General features: G+C 69.1%; 16 protein-coding genes, 1 pseudogene and 1 CRISPR repeat array. Of the genes and pseudogenes, 9 read left to right on the forward strand and 8 right to left on the reverse strand.

Features of this window, described 5'->3' with window-relative positions; all coding sequences use genetic code 11:
- Positions 1-90 precede the first annotated feature (90 nt).
- A complete protein-coding gene (locus tag ACZ56V_RS39295) occupies positions 91-2,790 on the reverse strand; it encodes a CRISPR-associated endonuclease Cas3'' (protein WP_468948700.1) in 2,700 nt (899 codons plus the stop codon).
- 1,242 nt (positions 2,791-4,032) lie between these two features.
- Positions 4,033-4,908: a CRISPR direct-repeat array (repeat unit 24 nt; unit sequence GTCCTCCCCGCCGACGCGGGGGTG).
- Between the two features lie 575 nt (positions 4,909-5,483).
- Here ACZ56V_RS39295 and ACZ56V_RS39300 point away from each other — a divergent pair.
- The 5 genes from ACZ56V_RS39300 (at position 5,484) to ACZ56V_RS39320 (ending at position 9,284) form a co-directional block, all read left to right on the forward strand.
- Entirely contained in the window at positions 5,484-5,759 is a 276-nt protein-coding gene (locus ACZ56V_RS39300; protein ID WP_468948703.1) for a hypothetical protein, read from the forward strand.
- Positions 5,760-5,909: 150 nt separating this feature from the next.
- Positions 5,910-6,980 carry a tyrosine-type recombinase/integrase gene (locus tag ACZ56V_RS39305; RefSeq protein WP_468948706.1) on the forward strand — a complete coding sequence of 357 codons (1,071 nt, stop codon included), beginning with the start codon at positions 5,910-5,912 and terminating at the stop codon, positions 6,978-6,980.
- A 525-nt stretch (positions 6,981-7,505) separates the two neighbouring features.
- Entirely contained in the window at positions 7,506-8,123 is a 618-nt protein-coding gene (locus ACZ56V_RS39310) for a hypothetical protein (protein WP_468948708.1), read from the forward strand.
- A 250-nt stretch (positions 8,124-8,373) separates the two neighbouring features.
- A complete protein-coding gene (locus tag ACZ56V_RS39315) occupies positions 8,374-9,135 on the forward strand; it encodes a tyrosine-type recombinase/integrase (protein WP_468948711.1) in 762 nt (253 codons plus the stop codon).
- On the forward strand, positions 9,114-9,284 hold the full coding sequence (locus tag ACZ56V_RS39320; protein ID WP_468948714.1) for a hypothetical protein: 171 nt from the start codon (positions 9,114-9,116) through the stop codon (positions 9,282-9,284). The genes ACZ56V_RS39315 and ACZ56V_RS39320 overlap by 22 nt, the downstream gene beginning before the upstream one ends.
- Positions 9,285-9,315: 31 nt before the next feature.
- On the opposite strand, the gene ACZ56V_RS39325 is transcribed toward ACZ56V_RS39320, so the two are convergent.
- A complete protein-coding gene (locus tag ACZ56V_RS39325) occupies positions 9,316-9,903 on the reverse strand; it encodes an ArsR/SmtB family transcription factor (protein WP_468948717.1) in 588 nt (195 codons plus the stop codon).
- 119 nt (positions 9,904-10,022) lie between these two features.
- On the opposite strand from ACZ56V_RS39325, the gene ACZ56V_RS39330 reads away from it, so the two are divergent.
- Together ACZ56V_RS39330 and ACZ56V_RS39335 are read left to right on the forward strand one after the other, a co-directional pair.
- Positions 10,023-10,970, forward strand: coding sequence for a DUF2218 domain-containing protein (locus ACZ56V_RS39330; RefSeq protein ID WP_468948719.1), 948 nt, complete (start codon positions 10,023-10,025; stop codon positions 10,968-10,970).
- Positions 10,971-12,258: 1,288 nt separating this feature from the next.
- A complete protein-coding gene (locus ACZ56V_RS39335) occupies positions 12,259-12,642 on the forward strand; it encodes a HEAT repeat domain-containing protein (RefSeq protein WP_468948721.1) in 384 nt (127 codons plus the stop codon).
- Between the two features lie 15 nt (positions 12,643-12,657).
- On the opposite strand, the gene ACZ56V_RS39340 is transcribed toward ACZ56V_RS39335, so the two are convergent.
- From ACZ56V_RS39340 to ACZ56V_RS39350, 3 genes are all read right to left on the reverse strand, one after another.
- The gene (locus ACZ56V_RS39340; protein ID WP_468948723.1) at positions 12,658-13,881 is read right to left on the reverse strand and encodes an IS110 family RNA-guided transposase; all 1,224 of its coding nucleotides are present in this window, start codon (positions 13,879-13,881) and stop codon (positions 12,658-12,660) included.
- 2,595 nt (positions 13,882-16,476) lie between these two features.
- Positions 16,477-16,842: a PIN domain-containing protein gene (locus tag ACZ56V_RS39345; protein WP_468948726.1), complete on the reverse strand. Its 366-nt coding sequence runs from the start codon at positions 16,840-16,842 to the stop codon at positions 16,477-16,479.
- 8 nt (positions 16,843-16,850) lie between these two features.
- A complete protein-coding gene (locus tag ACZ56V_RS39350; RefSeq protein WP_468948729.1) occupies positions 16,851-17,108 on the reverse strand; it encodes a hypothetical protein in 258 nt (85 codons plus the stop codon).
- 523 nt (positions 17,109-17,631) lie between these two features.
- On the opposite strand from ACZ56V_RS39350, the gene ACZ56V_RS39355 reads away from it, so the two are divergent.
- Both ACZ56V_RS39355 and ACZ56V_RS39360 read left to right on the forward strand, forming a co-directional pair.
- Positions 17,632-17,781, forward strand: a complete 150-nt coding sequence (locus ACZ56V_RS39355; RefSeq protein WP_468948731.1) for a hypothetical protein — start codon at positions 17,632-17,634, stop codon at positions 17,779-17,781.
- A gap of 35 nt (positions 17,782-17,816) precedes the next feature.
- A complete protein-coding gene (locus ACZ56V_RS39360) occupies positions 17,817-18,803 on the forward strand; it encodes a hypothetical protein (RefSeq protein WP_468948734.1) in 987 nt (328 codons plus the stop codon).
- Positions 18,804-19,060: 257 nt separating this feature from the next.
- Here ACZ56V_RS39360 and ACZ56V_RS39365 read toward each other — a convergent pair whose 3' ends face one another.
- From ACZ56V_RS39365 to ACZ56V_RS39375, 3 genes and pseudogenes are all read right to left on the reverse strand, one after another.
- Positions 19,061-19,888 carry a hypothetical protein gene (locus tag ACZ56V_RS39365; protein WP_468948736.1) on the reverse strand — a complete coding sequence of 276 codons (828 nt, stop codon included), beginning with the start codon at positions 19,886-19,888 and terminating at the stop codon, positions 19,061-19,063.
- Between the two features lie 300 nt (positions 19,889-20,188).
- On the reverse strand, positions 20,189-20,758 hold the full coding sequence (locus ACZ56V_RS39370; RefSeq protein WP_468948738.1) for a hypothetical protein: 570 nt from the start codon (positions 20,756-20,758) through the stop codon (positions 20,189-20,191).
- Positions 20,759-20,967: 209 nt separating this feature from the next.
- Positions 20,968-21,702 (reverse strand): annotated as a pseudogene (locus ACZ56V_RS39375) (hypothetical protein); the annotation flags it as partial.
- Between the last annotated feature and the right edge of the window lie 92 nt (positions 21,703-21,794).

Genomic DNA, 21,794 nt, shown 5'->3' on the forward strand with positions numbered 1-21,794 from the left:
GGAACGACGCGACGACATCCACGAAGCCTTCCTCGGCCTCGCCGTCTGCCTGATCACCCACCGCCACGTCCGACGCCTTTGTTAGGACCTCTAAGGCAACTGATCGACGCTCAGGCCCAGGTCACTCACATGGAATCGGTGCCCCTCGCCGGTCCGCACCCACTCTCCGTCTACCGGGGTCATGTTCAGCCGCAGGACGCTCTTGAGGGCGGCCATGTCGCGCCAGACGCTGTTTGCGTCGCCCTTCACGCCGTCGACGAGCCGCTGCGGTACGGGGATCAGGTAGGGGACAAGCTGGCCCGGCCTCGGTCGGCGCTTGGAATCGCGCGCAAGCTTCTCCTCGAGGACCCCCTCTTCCAGGAGAGACCCCGGGTACAGGCACACCACATGCACCAGGTCCTCGCCGAGCACGGCAGGAAGCAGTCCGGGCTCCATACCAGGGTGGTCGCGGCTCAGCAGTCCGAGGTCGCCATCGAGCTCCCACGGCCCCGGCACCCGCAGCCAGCCCGCAGTACCCGTGGCCCTTCGTTCCCGGACCGTCCGCCGGTTGTCGAGCTGCTGGAGCTCCCGCCCCGCAGCCTCCCCCAGCCTGTCGACGAGCTCATCGGCGTACACCTCGTCCAACAACGCGGGCACTTCCTCCGGCAGGGAAATCGTCCGGCCGGCCCCCAGGACCAGTCCAGTACGCCGCACCAGCGCGACATCGTCCAGCTCGGACGTACTGTCCGCTCGGAGCACCACGATCCGCGGCCGGCCCCCTGAGCTCTGTCCCGCACGGGTCAGCAGGCTGGCGAGCGGCACCGGCCCCGAAACGACGAAGTCGAAGCGCAGCCCCCTGACGTGTTCCAGCATCGGCGTCGTCACCAGCACGGAAGGACCGCTGACGCCAGCGTCAGGAGAGAACATGCTCCGGCAGGCCGCGAGACGCCGCCACCGGTCCTTGTTGCGCATCTGCTCATGAACCAGGGTCACCTCGAGAGCGGGCAGGTCCTGCGAGAGCTGACGGAATGTACGGATGGCTTCCGCAGGCGTCGACCGGTAGACGACAGCCCGGCCCTTGCCGGCCTCGGCCAAGGGGGCAAGCGCCGCCTGGATCTCGTCGTACGGCGCACCATCGACGACCTCGACACTGAGCGTGGCAGCATGGACGGTTCCCGCGGGCTGACGGGGCAGGTGCCCCGTTCCGGACTGTGCGTCCACGAACGACCACGCTGGCGGCCGGCGAGGCTGCACCATCGCCTCCTTGCCGCCTCCAGCCCCACGGCGATAGGCCGCCAGCATCGCGTCCACCGACTTGTCCGCAGCCACCGCGGCCAGGACAACGGGAATCTGCAGCGCAGCGGCCCACTCCAAGAACCGGAGCATCAGCTTCTGCCCCCAGGCTCCGCGGGCATGGGCCTCATCCACCACGACGACCTTGCCGGAGAAGGCAAAGAGCCGCATCACGTTGAACTGCACCGGCATGACCGCCTGGAGAAGTTCGTCCACCGTCCCCGTGCCCAGTGCCGCCAGGAGAGCGCGGTGATGGGAATTGAGCCAGCTGTTCCCTGCCACAACCCACTCCTCACCAGGCTCCGCACTCACGTCACCTGCCGCGTAGGCATGCACCCACTGCTGCGCGGCTTCCGCCGGCTTCAACCGCGACGAGCTGTGCAGCAGGAGCGAGCGCCAGGGGCCCGTCAGGGCCTGCTCAGCAAAAGCATGCAGCTGCGCCATGTGGCTGTCGGCCGCCGAACCGGTCGGCAGCGCATAGAACAGACCGCGCGCGTCCACCGCATGCCCGAGGACCGCTGCCGCACGAAGAGCCCCCTGCGTGCGCTCCTGTGACGCCCGAGCCGTCACCACCACCAAGCCCGGCCCGTGCACGGACACCAGATCAGGCAACTGGGCTTCCACACTGGCCGCAAGGCTGGTCTCACCCGCGCACTGGACCGGCTCTGGCCGGGCGAACCCCGTCCCGGCCAGGTCGCTCTGCTCCACCAGACGCAGAGCCGCTGCCCGCGCAACTGGCCAGTAGGCGTCCAAGTCGTCCCGCGTGCCGGCCCATCCCTCCTCCCTGAGCCTGGCCTGAATCTCTTCGTCGATACTGGCCAGCCAGTCCGACAGGGTCACCAGCCCCGTCAGGACGACAGCCGCGCGCGGCGTCATCCGCCCGTGCGGAACCGATGCCGCCCCCGTCACCCGGCGCACCTCATCGAAGTGAACCCGGCGCTGCTCCTCCCACCTGCCCGCGCCCAGACCGGGGTGACGGGCGACAGGGCACCGGTAGTCCTTGGCGTAGACGACCGGGTGGAAGCGGCCGCCGTGCCCACCGAGCATCTGGGCCACCGCGTGACTGAGCCGGGACTGCGGACGCCGCTTCGACGACGGATAGCCGATCTCCTCAAAGACCCCCGCCAGCCACCAGTGCGCCGCCGCCTCATGCGACTGCCTGTCCTGCGCGGCACCGGCCGCGAACCCGTACCCGTGCTCACCGCCCAGCTCCTGCGCCAGCAGTTGCCCGTCCGCGTACTTCGGGCCATTGCGGTGCAGCTGGAACGGCACACTGATCTTCCCGATGTCGTGCAGTCCCGCCCAGAACGCCGCGAGCGCCCGCGCTTCCCCCTCCGCAACCTGCAGCGCCCCGGCCACCATGCTCCGCTGGCGCGAGGTCAGCAACTCATCCCAGACGACCTCCGCGACAGCTGCCGTATCCAGCAGATGACAGATCAAAGGATGCGTACGGTGAGCCCCGGCGGCGTTCTTGCCCAGCCCGGCAGCCTTGCCCCACAGGCGGGAATCCAGAGACATGAGCTGCTCCTCGTCACGCATCCAGTGCAGACGCATCTCGAAGGGCCGCGGCAGAAACACCCGGCCGCAGATCCCCCGGTCATCTTGCTACATCTCGTTAAAGGCCGACGGGGGTAAAACCCTCAAGCACCGCCCCACCAACGGGTATCCGCCGTAGAGTACACACCGCTGCACGCCTCCCAGAGAGGTGCGCGGAACCGCATTGAATATCCAGGCGCCGGCAACGCCGAGCAGAACGCACGACCCTCTCGAGGGATGAGCGTCACCTCGACCCAGTCAGCGCTCTGGAGATGCAATGTCCCGGTTCCTGCACAAGTTCGTCCTGCGCCGCGAGGTACTCCTCGAGACCTCACGCGTAGTGGTCAGCGCGGTAATCCGCGCCCTGATCACCGAACTCGTCAGCTGGCTCATCTGAGCCAACGGTGACGGACCCCGAGGGGTCCGTCACCCCTTGATTCCAGACGATCGGCGCAAGCCGAACGCATTCCTTCCGGGGGATACCAGGCCCGCGGCGCCACCCACGTTCAGTCCTCCCCGCCGACGCGGGGGTGTTCCAATTCAGCATCTTCCGCAGCGCACTCATCCCGTGTCCTCCCTGCCGATGCGGGGGTGTTCCGCCGTCGAGCTGCGTGCGGTGGATACGGACAAGGTCCTCCCCGCCAACGCGGGGATGTTCCGATCCGGTCCAGGGCAGCCTTGAACACGTCCGCGTCCTCCCCGCCGACGCGGGGGGATGTTCCGCCCGCCGAGGGAGCCTGAGCCATGCCCACGCAGTCCTCCCCGCCAACGCCGGGGTGTTCCGGTGGATCACCTCGTTCTTCTGCTGCTGGCTGGGTCCTCCCCAGCCGACGCGGGGGTGTTCCGGTCGGGCCAATGACCTGCATGAGCCCGACGCTGTCCTCCCCGCCGACGCGGGGTGTTCCGACCGACCCTGACGCCGTTGTCGACGGCGCGTGGTCCTCCCCGCCGACGCGGGGGTGTTCCGCACCCCCTGACGGCCGACGAGTGCACGCTTGCGTCCTCCCGCCGACGCGGGGATGTTCCGCCCTAGACGTCATTCTTACCCTTGCCGTACAGGCCCTCCCCGCCGACGCGGGGGTGTTCCGTAGCAGTCCCGGACGGTCACGTCTTCGCAGACGTCCTCCCCGCCGACGCGGGAGTGTTCCGCTCGTGGCGGCGCTGCCTCCCGGAGCTGGCCACGCCCTCCCCACCAACGGTGACGGACTGCCCGGTGCCCAGAGTGTCCTCCCCGCCGACGCAGGGGTGGTCCGGCCTCGGGGTCGAAGCGGGCCCGGGTCTTGCCCGTCCTCCCCGCCGACGCGGGGGTGCTCCGCAGACGGTCGTCTCGGTCGACTGCCTGTACGGGTCCTCCCCGCCGACGCGAGGGTGTTCCGTTGGCGCGCTGCACGTTCTTGGAGAGGACCGCGTCCTCCCCGCCGACGCGGGGGTGTTCTACCCGCGCCCTCTGGCAGCCTCCCCGCCTCCCGGGTCCTCCCCGCCGACGCGGGGGTGTTCCGTAGGAGAGGGTGGTGAGGGAGCCGATTCCGGCGTCCTCCCCGCCGACGCGGGGGTGTTCCGGCCTCGCCCCATACCCTGACAGTGACGAGCTGGTCCTCCCCACCGACGCGAAGGCGACCGCCAGCGCCTACGGCCGCGACCTCCTCGAGTCCTCCCCGCCGACGCAGGGGGGTTCCGATTCAGCATCTTCCGCAGCGCACTCATCCCGTGTCCTCCCCGCCAACGCGGGGGTGTTCCGCTCCAGAGCGACCTGCCCCATCGGCGTGGCCCGTCCTCCCCGCCGACGCGGGGGTGTTCCGACGGCACGTCGGAGCCGTCGGAGCACGGCCGAGTCCTCCCCGCCGACGCGGGGGTGTTTCGTGGTCCTGTGTGGCGCGCTTCTTGAGTCCGATGTCCTCCCCGCCGACGCGGGGGTGTTCCGAAGGGACGGAGGACCGGGGGGGCCGCCTTCCCGTCCTCCCCGCCGACGCGGGGGTGGTCCGGGGGAGTCCTGATACAGGGCCTGAACGGTCTTGTCCTCCCCGCCGACGCGGGGGTGTTCCGTCGTCGCAGGTCTTCCTGTTGTGGTCCTGGATGTCCTCCCCGCCGACGCGGGGGTGCTCCTTGGCGGGTCGCTTCACGGTGTTCCCCTCAGCCGTCTTTCCCGCCAACGCGGGGGGTGCTCCGACCTGCTCGTCGCCGTCTTCGGGGCTGTACGTGTCTTCCCCGCCAACGTGGGAGTGTTCCGATCCCGCGGCACGTGGGGCAGTTGTCCGGGCTGTCCTCCCCCCGGCGCGGGGATGTTCCGCCGTCGCAGCGGACAGGTCCGTCGGGGTGCAGGTCTTCCACGCCGACGCGGGGGTGCTCCGCTGGACGATCCGTCGCTGACGAAGGAGCGCCGGTCTTCCCCGCCGACGCGGGGGTGTTCCGAAGATCGCTGGGGCAGTCCTGTCGGTCTCGGAGCCCTCCCCGCCGACGCGGGGGTGCTCCGAGAGGGCCGCCTGATGCCCATCCTCACCCTCCGACTTCCCCGCCGACGCGGGGGTGTTCCCGTGCCGGGGTTCCCGGTGCCTGGCTCTGTTCACGAGAACCGGTTCTGGCTCACTTTCCGTGGAGGGCTGACTGAGTGTTATGTCAGTGGTGTGTGGTGGGATGGCCGGACCTTTGCTGCCGTGACCTGCTGGGAGTCCGCCTTGATGCCCGTGTACTCGTCTCTGACTCACGCCCTGACCCAGGCTTTGGTCGATGTCCTGTGGTTCGTGGAGGGTAGTGATGACGAGCAGATGGATCCGGACGACGCCGTCAAGGTCATGGAGGGCGTCGCCCACGTGGTCAGCAAGCTGTTGGGCGAACAGCGGAACGAGTTGATCGAACTGCTGGGGGAGATGGCCGAAGCCGAGTCCGACCCGGCACGGTGGGAGTTCCTGGAAGGATTCCCGGAAGGTTTCGGACTCCTTGAGGAAAGGGTCTGACCTGTGCTTCACGAGTAAAGCAGGACGCGTTTACGGAGAAGGGCGAAGCCGGCCCGGCCGAACATCTGGCGTTTGCGCACCTTAAAAGTTACGTGGAATCTGCCGGGGTGATCATGTCTCCCTGGTGTAGCCACGAACTTGGGAGACGGCTTGAGCGCCGCTGTGGGAGTGACGGAGAAGTGGCCGGTGCTGGGGCGCCACGAGAGGGCAGCGGGCTGGCTGCAAGTGTGGTGCGATCTTGGCCGTGCGCCTCGGACGATCGATGCCTACGCCCGCGGGCTGGCCGAGTACCTGGTGGTGTGCGAACGAGAGGGGGTCGACCCACTCGCTGCCAGTCAGGCTCATGTTGCCATCTATGTAAGGGAGTTGACTGCGCGGCCGAGCCGTCGGGGCGTGAACGTGGTCTCGATCGATTCGGGGTCGGGTCTGGCGAACGCCACGATCCAGCAGCGGCTGGTGCCGGTGCGGTTGTTCTACGACTTCCTGATGGAAGAGGGACTGCGGGAGTCCAATCCGGTGGGCCGGGGCCGTTATACGCCGGGCCGTCGTTGGGGTGGGCACCAGCGTGGCCTGGTGCCGCGGCTGACGAAGCTGCCGTGGATTCCCAGCGAACAGCAGTGGTTGGGAATCTTGGAGGTCGCGCGGGGGGAGCCGGTCCGCAACCGGGTGATGCTGGCCCTGGCCTACGATGCCGACCTGCGGCGCGAAGAGCTGTGCTCGCTGCGGACCGATGACCTGGATCCGGCTCACCGTACGTTGCGGGTGCGCGCGGAGACGACGAAGAACCGACTGGAACGGGTGGTGCCGTACTCGGCGTCGACCGGCGTGCTGATGTCGGCCTACCTTGCCCACCGGGCCACGGTCAGCCGGGCGAGAGGCCCGCCGTTCCTCTCCGAATCACGGCGCAACTACGGCCAACCGCTGAGCCTGTGGACGTGGTCGAAGGTGATACGGCGGATCGCCGTGACGGCCGGTGTCCCGCAGTTCTCCACGCACACCACCCGGCACCTGTGTCTGACCGATCTAGCCCGGATGGTCTGGGAGTTGCACGCGATCTCATCCTTCGCCGGCCACCGTCACACCGACTCCACGCTTCAGTACATCCATCTGTCCGGCCGGGACCTGGCCGACAAGCTCGCCCGCGGCATGGAGCACATCCACGCGTGGCGAATAGAGGCGCTCACCTCCCCGAACGGCACGTCGCCGGAGGTGGCACGGTGAGTACATCTCGGCTGGCCCTGCCTGCGGAGAACGGGCCCGAACGCTGGTCCTGGCCGATCATCCCGGACCACTACGACGCTGCTGCCGAGATCCGGCCCGCCGAGGCACTGGCAGTGAGCGAACTCGGGGTGCGGAATCTGCGCCGGCTCAAGGACCATGACCCGTTCGCTGCCGGCTGGCGGGTGATCCGCCGTCTGCTGGTCCCGCTGGAGGCGGTCAACGCCGCTCTGGACTCGCCACCCACCCCGCACCGTCGGCGCGCCACGCTCGACGTGATCGCTGTGCTGCTGACACGTTGCGCGGAGACCGGCCGAACCTTTTGGGGATGGACCCCGCAGGAGTGGATCCATCTGCTCGGCCGCAACCAGACCGAGTTCCACCAGCACGCACCGGGCTGGGTCAACGACGAGGTCCGCCCCTATCTCGCCGCGCACGCCTACCTGTTGGGCTCCTTCAACGAAATTCCACCGACTCGGCAGCTTCCAGCGACTCACCCTGTCCTGGCGGATCTTCGGACGCGGCCTGGTGAGCAGCGAGATCGCCCGCATCCGCGCGGTCCTCGCGTCCTGGGGCTATCAACTGGGGCGGGACGACGACACACTGCTGCCGATGGTCGTCTGCCAACTGCTTCTCCTCAACCGGAGCCCGCATCTGGAGGATCTCGACACCTCGCTGTTCGACCGGGTCCGGCGCGAGAAGATGCTGGCCGGCTCACAGCGCTACACACTGCACGCCACGCAGCGGGCGGTTGCCGAACTCGGGTTCTGTGATCCTCCGCAGCCCATCACTGGCCGCCAGTCAGCACGGGCGACCGGCGGCGCGAAGACGTGGGAACAATGGGTCGATCGCTGGCACGCCACCTCTACGCTCACCCCGGGCGTCCGCGGCGCCATGCGTTCCGCCCTCCTCAGGGTGGGCCGGTGGATAGCCGCGGAACAGCCCGACGCTGCTGATCCGACAGACTGGACGCGGCAGACCTGCGCGACCTGGATCGCCGCAGTGGACCAGATGAGGATCGGTGACTACGTTCAGCGGACGGCTGGCCTGGGGAACCGTCTCGGCAAGCCGCTCGAATCGGCGACCAAGGCCGGGCAGATCACCGCGCTGCGGACGTTCTTCAGGGACTGCCAGGAATGGGAGTAGCTGCCCCGCAGCTTCGACCCACTGCGCGCGCTGGCGATCCCCCGCAGCATCACAGCCCTCCTCGGCCCCGACCCGCGGGTGATCGCCGATGAGGTCTGGGCGAAGCTTCTGTGGGCGGGTTTGAACCTGGAAGCCGCTGATCTCCCGCAGTCCCAGGCCGGGCAGTTCTACCCCTTCGAACTGGTCCGCGCGGTTACACTGACCTGGTTGTTTCTCCGGTCAACGCAGCAACGAGATAGCCCGATTGAGGGTGGGCTGCATCCGTTGGCAGCACGACGGCACCCCCATCACCGGTGACTCACAGAAGGTCCTAGCCCGCGACACCGTCTGTCTCCTCGGCGTCCCGCCCCACAAGACCGGCACCGCCTTCAGCAAGCCGGTCGACCCGATCCTCGGCCAGGCCGTCGATGCCTGGCAGGCCGTCCGCCCGGATCAGCCGAAGTTCACTGACCGCCGCACCGGCGAGCGCGTCGACCTGCTGTTCGCCATCCGGGCCCGCCGCGTCTCCACCCACTACATCAACAACACGATCATCCCGATGCTCTGCCGCAAAGCCGGAGTCCCGGACGCCGACGTCCGCGGGAACATCACCAGCCACCGAGCCCGGTCCACCATCGCCAGCCAGCTCTACAACGCCAAGGAACCGATGACGCTGTTCGAACTGCAAGCCTGGCTCGGACACCGATCACCGCAGTCCACCCAGTACTACGCGAAGATCACCCCGAACACTCTGTCCAAGGCGTACTCCGAGGCGGGCTACTTCGAACGGAACGTCCGCACCATCGAGGTCCTCGTCGACCGCGACGCGGTCGCCTCCGGCGCCGCCGCGACCGGCGAGCCCTGGCAGCACTACGACCTCGGACACGGCTACTGCACCTACACGTTCTTCGAGCAGTGTCCGCACCGCATGGCCTGCGCCCGCTGCGACTTCTACACCCCCAAGGAGTCGAGCAAGGCCCAGCTCCTGAGGCGAAGGACAACCTCCAACGCATGCGGGCAGCGATCCCGCTGACCGACGACGAACAAGCCGCCGTCGACGATGGCCAAGCCGCGCTCAACCGGCTCCTGGAACGCCTCGCGGACATCCCCACACCATCCGGCCCCGCCCCACGTCAACTGCTGCCGATCATCGAAGTCCGGGCCGCTGACGGCGAGCGGTGACACGGCCATACGGTTGGCCGAAGCCAGAGGATCACGACCCGTCGTCTGGCGGCAGGCTGGGCACATCGGCGCGGAAGAGGCTGACCAGCAACCCATACGGTTCGCCGCGCGAGGGAACGGTCGAATGCGGCTCGTCGGCCATCGCGCGCAGCCGGGCTTCCAGCGCGTGCGCCTCGGAGTCGGTGAGCCAGAGGTGGCGCAGCACGGTGTGCGAGGGCTGGTCGGGCTGGCTGGGCAGCATCTCGCCTAGCGCGGCGTTGATCAGGAACTCCGGCCCGACCGCCGCGTCCTGGTGCACCTTGAAGCCGTGGCTGACCAGCGCGAAGTACTGCTGGGTGCCGCCCCGCACCTGGCGGGTCTCGGCCAGTCGGACCAGTCCGGCCTCACGCAGCACGCGCACGTGGTAGCCGATGGTGCCCTTGCTCATTCCCAGCACCTCGGCGAGCTGACGCAGCGTCGCGGCGCGCTGGCGCAACACGTTGACCATTCGGTGACGCACTGGGTGCCCGAGGGCCTTGAACTGCTCCGCCGAACGGAGCACGAGGTGGTCCTGCTCGTCACGGAGTTGCTCTTCCTGGCCGGCCTGGTTCGCGTGCGCGGGGAGCTGTTCTTCCGCCATGGCGAAAGTGTCCATGAATCCAAACACTTTTGACAACTCCGCTGTGTCGGCCGCAGAATCCCCACCGGAAAGCGGTGAGGAATCTCGCCGCTTAACTCCGGGAGACCCTAAGGAGTCCGATGCCGCTCGCTACGGCACGTGTCGCAACTGGCCGCCCCGCCCGCTACGTCAAGCAGCTCGTCTCGCACATGGGCCACAAAGCCACCGCCATCCTCGCCTCCGACGGCCGCGGCACGATCACGGTTGCCGCCGGGACCTGCACCCTCACGCCCACGACAGACCGGCTGGAGCTGACCGCCACCGCAGTTGACGCCGAGTCGCTGGCCCGGGTCCAGGACGTCATCACCCGTCATCTGGTGCGCTTCGCCACCCGAGAAGAGCTTGGCGTCGAGTGGACCACCCCCATCGACGGCTGCGACCTGGAGCCCACCGCCCCCGTCATTGAGGAGTACCTGCTCAGCCACCACGCGCCGACCGACGACGTCCTCGGCGAGCTGGCCGTCGCCACCCGTGAGGCCGCTGCCGACGCCGCGCACATGCAGGTCTCCTCCGACGAGGGCACACTGCTCACGATGCTGACCCGGCTGGCAGGCGCCCGCTTCGCGGTCGAGGTCGGTGTCTTCACCGGCTACTCAACCCTCTGCATCGCCCGCGGCCTGGCACACAGCGGGCGGCTGCTCGCCTGCGACGTCAGCGAGGAGTGGACCGCGATCGGCCGGCCGTACTGGGAGCGTGCAGGCGTCGCCGACCGGATCGACCTGCGTATCGCCCCCGCGCTGGAGACGCTGCGCGCACTTGATCCCGAGCCGGTCATCGACATCGCGTTCATCGACGCCGACAAGGACAACTACCCGGCCTACTACGAGGAGATCGTGCACCGGCTGCGTCCCGGCGGATTGGTGGTGCTGGACAACGTCTTCCTCGGCGGCCGCGTCCTCGATCCCGCATACCAGGAGGACCACCACCTGGCGATGCGGCGCCTGAACGACCTGATCGCGGCCGACGAGCGGGTGGACTCGGTGATGCTGCCGGTGCGCGACGGGCTCACCATCGCCCGGCGCCGCTGACGCGCACCCCGCTGGCTCATACCCGCCAATCTTGACAAGCCTGATTCCACAGAATGATTCGGTTGACGTGGCCTTCGACGACGCGGGGGCGACCGCCAGCGCCTACGGCCACGACCTCCTCGAGTCCTCCCCGCTGACCCGGGGGTGTTCCGTCGAGGACGAGGCACCGGTGTGCGCGCTTTGGGTCGTCCCCGCCGACGCGGGGGTGTTCCGAACGGTCAGGCCATATCGGCGGCCGCTAAAGCGTCCTCCCTGCCGACGCGGCGTGTTCCGATTGGCACCCGGCCCGGGGTCGCGGCCTCGCTGTCCTCCCTGCCGACGCAGGGGTGTTCCGCAGATCGCGACGCGCTCGGCGTCCTCGCCGGCGTCCTCCCTGCCGACGCGGGAGTGTTCCGCCGATCAGGGACGTCAGGACGCCGTTGTTGGAGTCCTCCCCGCCGGCGCGGGGTGTTCCGTCGTCGCCGCTGACCGTCTCCGTCGCCGCGTCGTCCTCCCCACCGACACAGGGGTCTTCCGACGAGTGGGCGGCCAGCGTGGCCGGACTGCTCGTCCTCCTGCCGACGCGGGGGTGTTCCGGTCCCCGCCTGGTCCTCGATCAGGAGTGGCGCGTCCTCCCCGCCGACGCGAGGGTGTTCCGTAGTCGGGGCCCAACCACAGGCCGTCCTCGCCGTCATCCCCGCCGACGCGAGGGTGTTCCGAAGGTCGAGCAGCTGGTCCAGGCCAAGTACCCGCTCTCCCCGCCGACCCCGGTCTGCACAATCACTCGACGGATCGGCAGACTGCACCTCCGCGTCGTTTCCGCCGACGCGGAGGTGCTCCGCCGTCGCAGTGGTGGACGAGGCCAGTGCTGGGGCCCCGCCGATGTGGGGGTGTTCCGGACCCCGATTTCGTTGCGGTTGACTACTCCGGGTCCTCCTCGCCGATTCGGAGGTGTTCCGACCCGCTGGGAAGCCGCGGCGTGTGCTTCCCGTCGACGCGAGGGTGTTCCGCAGACCTTGCCGACGCCCATGAAGACGAGGACCGTCCTTCCCGCCGTCGCGGGAGTGTTCCGACGTCGAAGGGCCCGTCCCCGAGGATCTTGATGTCCTCCCTGCCGACGTAGGAGTGTTCCGGCCGGGTCGCTGGTGAGCAGGTACCAGGCGTCGCCCGCCCCGCCGACGCGGGGGGGGGGGGTGCCTCTATGTTCTTCGTCAAGCGTGTGTGCAGCCCTGGCCCGGGGTTCGATCCTTTTCGTGGGGCATGAGACTGTCTGGTCGTGCCAGAGATGAGGAGCGGGTTGGAGGCGGCCTTGGCTGAGGCGTCGTCTCCTTCATGGGCGCAACGTGTTCGTGCCGGGCGCGACCTTGCTTCCTTCGTTGATGTTCCTGAGGCTGCGGAAGCGCTGGTGGGACTGCTGCTGGATGTCGAGGACACGGCGGTGACCCGGCAGACGGCAGAGGCTCTGGCCCGGGTGGGGACGGTGGCCGCTGTAAGGCTCATTGCTCTCGCGGTTGCCGAGGCTGACGACAATCAGGCTGACTGGCTGCAGACCGGGGTGCATGACGCGCTCGTGGGAGCGGACGGTGTGCCGAACGTCGCAGCGGCCTGTGCGAACCTCGCCTGGGACCAGGAAGAGGCTGTTCGGCGGGCTGCCGCCGATATCTCGGCGTGGGCAGACGACATAAGGCGTTGACCTGGATCGACCTGCCTATGGGCTGTTGCACGCAGCCGTCGCTTGGGGGACGCGGAGTTCGTAGAAGGCGCCGTCGCGGAGCATGGCGAATAGGACGCTGATGCGTTGGCGGGCGAGGCGGAGGAGGGCCTGGGCGTGGGTTTTGCCGCGGGCTCGTTGCTTGTCGTAGTAGGTGCGGGAGGCGGCGTCGGAGTTCATGCAGGCGAAGGCGGAGAGGAACATGGCGCGTTTGAGCTGCCGGTTTCCGCCCCGGGGTGCGTGCTCGCCGTGGATGGAGGTGCCGGAGGACTTGGTGGTGGGGGCGAGGCCGGCGTAGGAGGCGAGGTGGGCGGCGGTGGGGAAGCCGGTGCCGTCGCCGACGGTGACCAGCAGGACTGCGGCGGTCCTGACGCCGACGCCGGGCATCGACGTCAGGACCGGGGAAAGAGGGTGGGCCTCCAGCAGGGCGTTGATTTGGGCTTCCATCGCCCGGCGCTGGGTGTGGACGGCGGTGAGCGAGGCGGCCAGGGAGGGGATGACGAGGTCGAGGGTGCCGGTGCCGGGCACGATGACGGTCTGCTCGTCGAGGGCGTCGAAGACGTCGTCGATCAGCCGTTGGGCCATGCGCGGTGCTTTGGGCCGGATGAGGTCGACGAGTCTGCGGCGGCTGGCTTTCCGCAGGGCGGCCGGGGATCCGTAGCGTTCCAGGAGCCAGGTGACGGCCTGGTGGTCCAAGCGGGGGCCCAGGACGCGTTCGAGGCTGGGGTGGAACTGGGTGAGCAGGCCGCGTATCCGGTTGGAGGTGCGGGTGGCCTCGGCCGCGAGGTCCTGGTCGAAGCCGACGAGGACCGTGAGCTCGGCGGTGATCTCGTCGGTCAGTTCCAGGGATCGGAGGGTGTGGGGCATGGTGCGGGCCGCGTCCGCGATCACCGCGGCGTCCTTGGCGTCGGTCTTCGCCTCGCCCGGGTAGAGGTCGGCGATCCGGCGCATGGCCAGTCCGGGCAGGTAGGCGACCTGGCAGCCCGCGTCGCGGGCGACGGTCAGCGGCAGGGCTCCGACGGAGGCGGGCTGGTCCACGATCACCAGGACGGTGCCGAACTTTTCGGTCAGCTTGTCGAAGACGGCCCGCAGCTTCGGCTCGCTGTTGGGCAGCTGCTTGTCGAGGACCTTCTTTCCAGCCGGGGTGAGCCCGTGGCCGTGGTGGGCCGTCTTGCCGACGTCCAGGCCGAGGAACACGGCCACGTCTTCGGTGTCGAACATCGCGCCCTTCTCGAGGTGTCGAACGTGCCGGCCTCGGCATCGGTGTCGTACGCGCGCATCCACGTTATGCAGACCTGCCGCCCGCGAGCTGTCCGGCATTGCGCCGGACCGGACAGTGGCCGGACCTCTCATCAGCGTCTCCGACGGCACCTCCCGGGCCCGGTAACACCACCCCCCAGGTCATCCGTTCGACAGGGGGACACAGTCATGCCGGGCCCGGAGGCCAGCGGCCCTCTTGCAGGACCGCGAAGAACATAACGGGGGCGGGCGATCTCGACGTAGGGGTCCTTCCCACCGACGGGGGGTCTTGCGCACCGGCCGCGCATGATCCTCGTGGAGTGCACGTCCTCCCCCGCCGACGCGGGGATGTTCCGGCCGGAGCGGCCCTGCCGGAAGCCGGGCCGTGGTCCTCCCCACCGACACGGGGGGGTGCTCCGGAGGCCGGTAAGGCGATCGAGCTGACCGACACGTCCTCCTCGCTGACGGGGGGCTCCGCAGGTCGACGAGCCGGACCTGTACGCTCTTCTATTCTCCCCGTTGACGCGGGGGTGTTCCGTAGCCCTTGCTCTTGCTGAGGCTGGAGTACCAGTCCTCCCCGCCAATGCGGGGGTGCTCCGTCCCGGCCGCAGTACTCCCCAATGAGGACAGTGTCCTCCCGGCAGACGCGGGGGTGTTCCGCACACCAGCTCCTGGTCCCCCGGTGGCGCCACGTCCTACCCGCCGACGCGGGGGTGTTCCGACCTCGTTCGACCCGGACGTGAACGATTCCCGGTCATCCCCGCGGAGGCGGGGGTGTTCCGCCGCCCTGCTTCCAGGACGCGTCCCATGCCTCGTCCTCCCCGCCCAGGCGGGGGTGTCCCGATCCCCGGCGACTCGCAGGCGTACTTCTACGGGCCTCCCCGCCGGCGCGGGGTGTTCCGCCGAGGCGGGCCGCGTTCTTCCCGTTCGTGGTGTCCTCCCCGCCGACGCGGAGGTGCTCCGGTCCATAAGCTTCCTCCCGTGCTGCCGAGCCTGTCGTCTCCGCCAACGTGGAGGTGCTCCGTGATGTATGGCGGCGCCCTCGACGATCCGGCCGTCGTCTCCGTCGGCACAAAGGTGCACCGCGCGACGCCCTCCCCGCCGACACGGAGTGTTCCGAACCTCGCCGAGTGGCTGCGTGGCTGCGCGACATCCTCCCCGCCGCTGCGGGGGTGTTCCGTCCGACGACTTCCGCACCGCCCGCTATCTCCGGCCCTCCCCGCCGACGCGGAGGTGTTCCGCTGCGGAACGGCGAACTCAACCTGGGGTCGGAGTCTTCCCCGCCAACGCGGGGTGTTCCGTCCATGTAGTTGCCAAGGGTCTGCCGCCAGTCGTCCTCCCCGCCGTCGCGGGGGTTTTCCGACGTCCGCGCAGATCCAATGCGCCTCGGGCACGCCCTCCCCTCCGACGCGTGGGTGTTCCGAAGGCCGTGTTCCAGGTGACCGTGGACAAGGGGTCCTCCCCGGCGACGCAGGGGTGTCCCGGACAAACTCGGCCTGTCCTGGCCAGCCACCGTGTCCTCCCCGCCGCAGGGGGCATGTTCCGGACCCCGAGTTCGTTGCGTTGACTACTCCGGGTCCTCCTCGCCGACGCGGAGGTACTCCGTCGGGTAGCACGGCGTGGGTGTCGTAGCGGTCGTTCCCCGCCGCCTCGGGATGCCCCGCAGGACACGCAGGCGCGGGTTGGGATGCCACAGTCCTTCCCACCGCCGCGGGGGTGTTCCGCCGATCAAGCCCGACGCCCCCCGCCTGCAGGGGCCCTCCCCGCCGACGCGGAGGTGTTCCGTACGACAACGGCGGCTTACTCCGGCCCGGTTTGTCCTCCCCGCCGAAGCGGGAGTGTTCCGCAGATAGACGGAACTGCGGGTTGTCCCCGCGCCCGCGGGGTTGCTCCTTGAGTCGGAAAAGGTTCCGCAGACCTTTTCCGTCGTCACCGCGCCTGCGGGAGTTGCACCCGCCTTCCTCGCGGCCTACGAGGTCGAGACCACCCCGGTCGTCCCAGCGCCCGCGGGGGTTGCTGACGTTGTCGGCCTGCTCGCCGAGTGCCTGCGCGGGCGCGGGGACGACGAGCAACCCCCGCGAGCGCTGAACAGACGATCGCGCCGAGGCCGCCGTCGATCGTGCGGAGGAGCAACCCCCGTGAGCGCGGAGACGACGGCTCCGGGACGAACCCGCGGGTGGTGCTCTGCGAGCAACCCCTGCAAGCGCGGGGACGACCACTCGTGCGACTGGAAACAGCGGAAGCGGATAGAGCAACCCCCGCGGGCGCGGGGACGAGCGCAGCGGTACCGGGTCGAGAACCTCATGTCCAGAGCGCCAGGCTCGCTGCGCGTGCTGTGACACGGGATCTGGGGGCATGATCCGGGCGAGCATGCTGGGCCGCAGGCGCTGACGTTGCCGGTCGTTTCCGAACTCGGTGCCACACCCACTCCGCTGCCGGCCGGAGCACGGCCCCGTGACCGTGGGAGGAGGAGACTCCGCCCCATCCGATATGGGCAGAGTCCGTCTGCCGGCCCGCACAGCAAATGCGTGTCACCGCGGCGTGCGGAGCACCCGAAAGCTCTCCCCTACCAGCGGGTCAGGTGAGGTCCAGGACACGTACCGCTTCGCCGCTCCACCGGCCCGGGGCCGTGGTGGCGACGACCGCGCCGTCGGGGCGGTCGGGGGTGGGCTGTGCAGCGTGCAGACTGTGCGCGGCCGCCCAGGTCTTCTGCCTCGCCACGGCCAGAACAGCAGCGAGATCCAAGTCGAGGACTGTGATGCCGGGCAGAGACGCCAGATGCTCCGCCGTGCCGGGCCGGGCACGGTCGGCTTCCACCAACGCGCAGGCGGGGGCGTAGAGGAACCAGTCGGCCTCGGCGTGGGCGCGGTGGATGAGGCGGGAGGCAAGGACGTTGCCCTGGCCGGCCGCGGCCATCGCGGTGTCGTCCAGGACAATGTGCATGGCGTCGCTCACCGGCCGGTCACCCGTGCCAGACGGCGGTCCAGCTCATGGTCGAGGTCCCTCTCCTGATCGGCGGTAGGAGCGTAGCCGTTCCACTCCTTGAGCGCGGCCCGCGCCTTCTCGGCCCGCTCAGCCCGCTCTGCGGGCGTCAGCAGGGTCTGTGCCATCCGCGCCAGGTAGGCGCGCAGCGACAGACCTTCCGCGGCGGCTATGGCAGCGAGCCGGTCCTTGGCTTCCTCGGGGATGCGAACGTTGGCATCAGTCATAGTCGTACTCCTTCCCATTCCCCCATGCTACGGGTACGTACCCGTACCCGCGGCGCGAACGCGGGGTCTCCGGTGCTTCGAAGCCGAGGTGCCGGACCCTGCCGCATTCATCATCGGGGCTGTGCTGGCCACACTCGCCCGGATGGCCACCGCGAAGCCACCTCCTACGGACTCAATGCAGCGGACGCTCTACCCCGGAATCTGGACAGTCGGCCCAGCTGTGCGCACCGTCGCCGCATATCGGCGCAATGCCGATTAATTTGGGGTGTGCGGTTTTTCCGCAAGGGGTGGCGGAGGGTGGCGCTCTTTCGAATCGTGTGACGGGATACCCGACTCCTTCATTGAATTGTGGCGTCGTAGCCGGCTCGTCTGCACCGAGGGCGGACTCGGGGAATGGAGCCAGCCTGTCGAGGTGGCGCGAGGGGGACGGCTCGATCTTATCCGTGGGCGGCTTCACGCTGCCCGAGAATTCTTGGAGAGGGGGGCACGCAGCGGCCCTGTCCGCGCGTGCTGACCTGTGGTGATGAGCAACATTTTGCGAGAGGCGGGACCCGAGTACCTCGCCGGGCTGCTGGTCCTGGCAACCGGGGCCTTGACCGGCGCTCTGGTACGCGCCCTGCGGCGCCGGACGGGGGCCCGCCGGCAGGCGGATCACCCGCGCTCGGACGACTGATACCTGATTTCACACCGCCATGAAATGGAGATTTCATGCCCTCACGAAAAAACGTCGTCCGAGGGACGACAAAAAGCGTCGTCAGCAAGACGACAGAGTCGCGCCCCGTTGAGGAATTCAGCCGCGAAGCGGCCTGGCAGCATTTACACACTCCGCCGGAGCACGATCCCAGCGAGTGGGAAGGTGAACTGGCCCGGGTGACCAGCGAGTTCTCCGTGGCCGACCGCGACCTGACGAGCATCGCCGCGAAATACGACCTGGTAGTGCAGCGCGCCCGCTACCGCGACCCGGGCATGGACGAAACCAGCGTGCTCGCCGCGCTCCTGGTCATCCGTACGCTGCGCGACAAGCTGGAAGCCGACGAGCGCAAACTCATCAGCACCGCCCGGACCCTCAAGATCACATGGAGCAGGATCGGGAACGCTCTTGAGCTCAAGAGCCGGCAGGCAGCCGAGCGCCGGTTCCTGCAACTGCGTGATGACCTCGAGGATGTGGCTGGTGACGTCCTCACCCAGGCCGAACGCGTCGAAGAAGCCCGTGCCCGACGTGACCGCCGCACCGAGTACACCTGGGCCACGAGCCACGCCACACCGATCATCTCGCTGGCCCTGCGTCTGCATGCCGTGCCCGGCCTGCAGCAACGCGCGGACAACTCGCCCGCCGCCCGTGCCGCCTACCAGCGGGCGGCCAACGGCGCGGTCTTCGAGGGCCGGCCAGCCCCGCCTCCCCCGCGGATGCCGTGGCCGGCGCGCCTGCACGAAGCAGTACAGACCTACAGAACCCACCAGCAGGCCGACCGGGAGTACCGGATGCGGGCGGCGATACCCGGCCCGCAGGAGGACACCCGGCCACCAGCGGGCCTGCTCGCGCCGGTGGCCTTCGACCGCCTCGTGCACGACATGTTCGGACTCATCGGCCACGCCCTGGACATCAACCTGCACGACCACACCGACATCGTCGAGGACGTGCAAAGCCTCTACAAGAAAGCCGGCCCAGCCTCCCCCCGCGCGCTGGAGACGTGAACTCCAGGCCGCGGGCGTGGCAGGTCGCGGTGGCTCGCGCCGTATCCGGGATACGTGGGCCACTGCGATTTCAGCCCCGCACCCGGGGTGGGGCCTCGGTGGCAGATGCGGATGACGACGCGGGCCTGCGCGTGGTGGCGCGGGCACCGCAATGCTGTGGCTTCGGAGCCGCCAAGCCGAACGCCGCTCTCGTCGGCCCTCTTCCGGTGGGCTACGGCCAAGAGGGCGTGTCCCGTGCCGGGCAGGTTGATGGCGTGTCAGGCGGCTGTTGTGGTGTGGGCGGCTTGGGCGGGTGCTGCACGGTCGTCGATGACGATGCGGACGGGTTTGCCCTCTCCGTCGGTGCTCGGGTGGGTGATGATCTCGTGCACTGCGGTAGTGATCTTCTGTTGGATGTGGCTTGCGATGGCTTGCGTGACCGGGTTGGCCGCGGTCTGCGCGATGTGGTTCAGACTGGTGATGGCAGCGACGAGGCTGGGGCCGGAGAAGCGGACACTGACGAAGCCTTCGTGGTCGTCAACCTTGCCCGGGATGTGGAAGTGCTGCTCGTTGCCTGCGGTCTGGATGAGGAAGGCCCAGGTGTCGCGGTGGGCTTCGACGATGGCGTGGGCGATGCCGGCAGCAGCCCGCAGGACAGCCGGGTCAGGACTGGAGGGTTCCGCCTCGGTATCGGATCCGGCTTCCGGGTCTGTTACGGGTTCAGGGTCCGGGCCCGGGAGGGGGTGGCTTGGCGGTTCGGGGTCCGCGGCGGGAGCCGGCTCGGGCGCGGCCGTCGCGTGGCGCGCGGTGGCGCGGAGCTGTCCGTCGATCTGGGTGACAGCGCTTCGGATGGCGACGATCTCGTTGCTGACGTGAGTGAGCCGGCCGCCCACGAGGTCGGTGGTGCGGGTCATGGCGTCACGGGCGACAGATCGGATGTCGGCGAGTCCCGAGTTGATGGCTGCGGTGGTGTCGTGGCGGAGCTGGTCGAGGGTGTGCTGCTGGTCGGCCACCTGCTGCTTGATGGCCGCGACATCGGTGGCCAGTCTGGAGAGCTGGTCGAGGATCTGCTGGAGCTGAGCCCTGTCGCCGCTGCCGAATGGCACGGTTCCCCCCTCATAGGCACGAGTGACCTAAACAGGGTGGAGCGAGGACAACTGCCCTGCAAGGATGCGAACCGGCCACGGGAAATGCTCGGGCTGCAGCCAGAACACGGCCTGGCAGTGCACCATCAGGGCGCTCCGGGTCCCGCACACGGCCGAGCTGGCCTCGGCCGCACGACACTTCCATGCTTGGCTGGACGGCCAACGCCAGCCGCAAACCGGTCTTCATGATCGGCAAGAGGACCGGCCTCGCTTCACGGGCCAGGACCGTTGCAGCAGGTCGTAGCGCGACACCACCCATGCCTACTGGGGGTGGGGCAGGTAGAAGATCTTCTCCCCTGCCGTGTCGCCCCCAGGGCGCGAAATGTCCCCCGGCCCCAGAGGGCGGCCAGCTTCCGCCCGGGCAAGCTGCCTGCCGATCTCGACCAGGACCTCGATCCGGTCGGCGGGCCCGAAGATCTGATAGTCCTCGGCCTTCGGGTCGTAGGCGCGGACCTCGCTGGTCGGGCCGGTGCACATCAGGGCGCGGGCGATGGGTGGCAGGCCCAGGCCGAGACCGTCGCACCCGTGGTCGTGGACGAGCTGGAGCAGGTCCGCGGTGACTCCTTGCCAGTCGCCGACCTGGGGCCAGAGCGTGCCGCCGTCGAGTTCGTGGGTGAGTGTGGCCAGGGGCACGATCTCGCCCGGGCGGCGGCCGCGGGTGAGGCGTTCGTGGATGCGGGTGCCGTCGAGCTGGCGGACTCGGGGGTGCAGCAGGGTGGCTGCGGCCACGAGCGAGGTGTTGATCTCAAGTCCGGCGGTCGGGTAGTAGGCCTCGTGGGCGAAGAGCAGGTACACACCGCTGGTGGACTGCTCAATCCCGTGGTGGGGCATATCGGTTTCCTCCTTCAGAGCGGGCACTGAGGGTTCGGCTGAGGACTGATGGCACGGCCTGGGTACGATGCGGCCCGCCGGCTGTCTGCCCGTCCGGCCGGGGTGGACCGAAGGGGCATCTTCGGCCGCTGGCGTGGCGACCTCCGTGGCTGCAGCTGGAAGGGGCGCAACGGTTCTGGGAAGCCGCTGGCTGGTGGTGTTGGGGGTGGTCATGGCGTACTTCCCTCCGTCGGGCCGGTGAAGGCGGTGGCACAGGTGGTGCAGCGTCCGTCGCCGTGGGGGTGGGCGCGGCGCGGGGTGGGGCCGGGGCAGGTGGCGCACAGCGGCCAGTCGAGGCACGCCGGGCAGAGGTCTTCGCCGGGTGCGGTACAGGGGACGCCGCAGCCGGCGCATTCGACCAGGGCGCGGTAGGTCAGGGCTTCGGTGACGGTGCGGGCCGCGGGCCCGGTGGACGACCGCTCGGACATCGCCGCTGTGGCGGTCGGTTCGTCATCCAGGGCATCGTCGGAGTGTGCAGAGCCGGTGAGGGTGGCGGGTGGTGGGTATGCCTGGGCTGCGCGCAGGCGGGCGGCGATGATCGCGCCGACGCTGGTACGCACCGGGGCGGGCAGGGGACGGCCGGCGATGACGTGGCGCAGCTGGGCGCTGGTCCAGCCGGACTCCAGCATCACGGTCACGACCCGGCCCTGACCGGTCAGCACTTTCCCGGTCAGCAGCAGCTCGGGCTGAGCGGCTCCGATCTCCAGCAGCAGCCGGATCCCGGAATGCATCTCATCAGCCGCAGGCACCGGCGGGACAGCCGGCGAAGCGTCGGCGGGTGAGCTGTGGGCCAGGGGCGGCGCTGCGTCCGGTCGGCCCGTCCCCGAGGAGCCCCTTGAACTGGCGGCTCGGGCGCAGGGGCGGAGGGGTCTGGTCTTCTGCTTGTTGGTCTTCTTTCTCTTACTGGCTCTAACAAAAGCTGCTGATCATGAGGCTGTTGGCCTCTCTGCTCGTATGTCTGGGTATGGGAAACCGTCAGTCGCGGCCGTGGATCGTG

It is taken from the genome of Streptomyces sp. NPDC034099, from assembly GCF_055575415.1.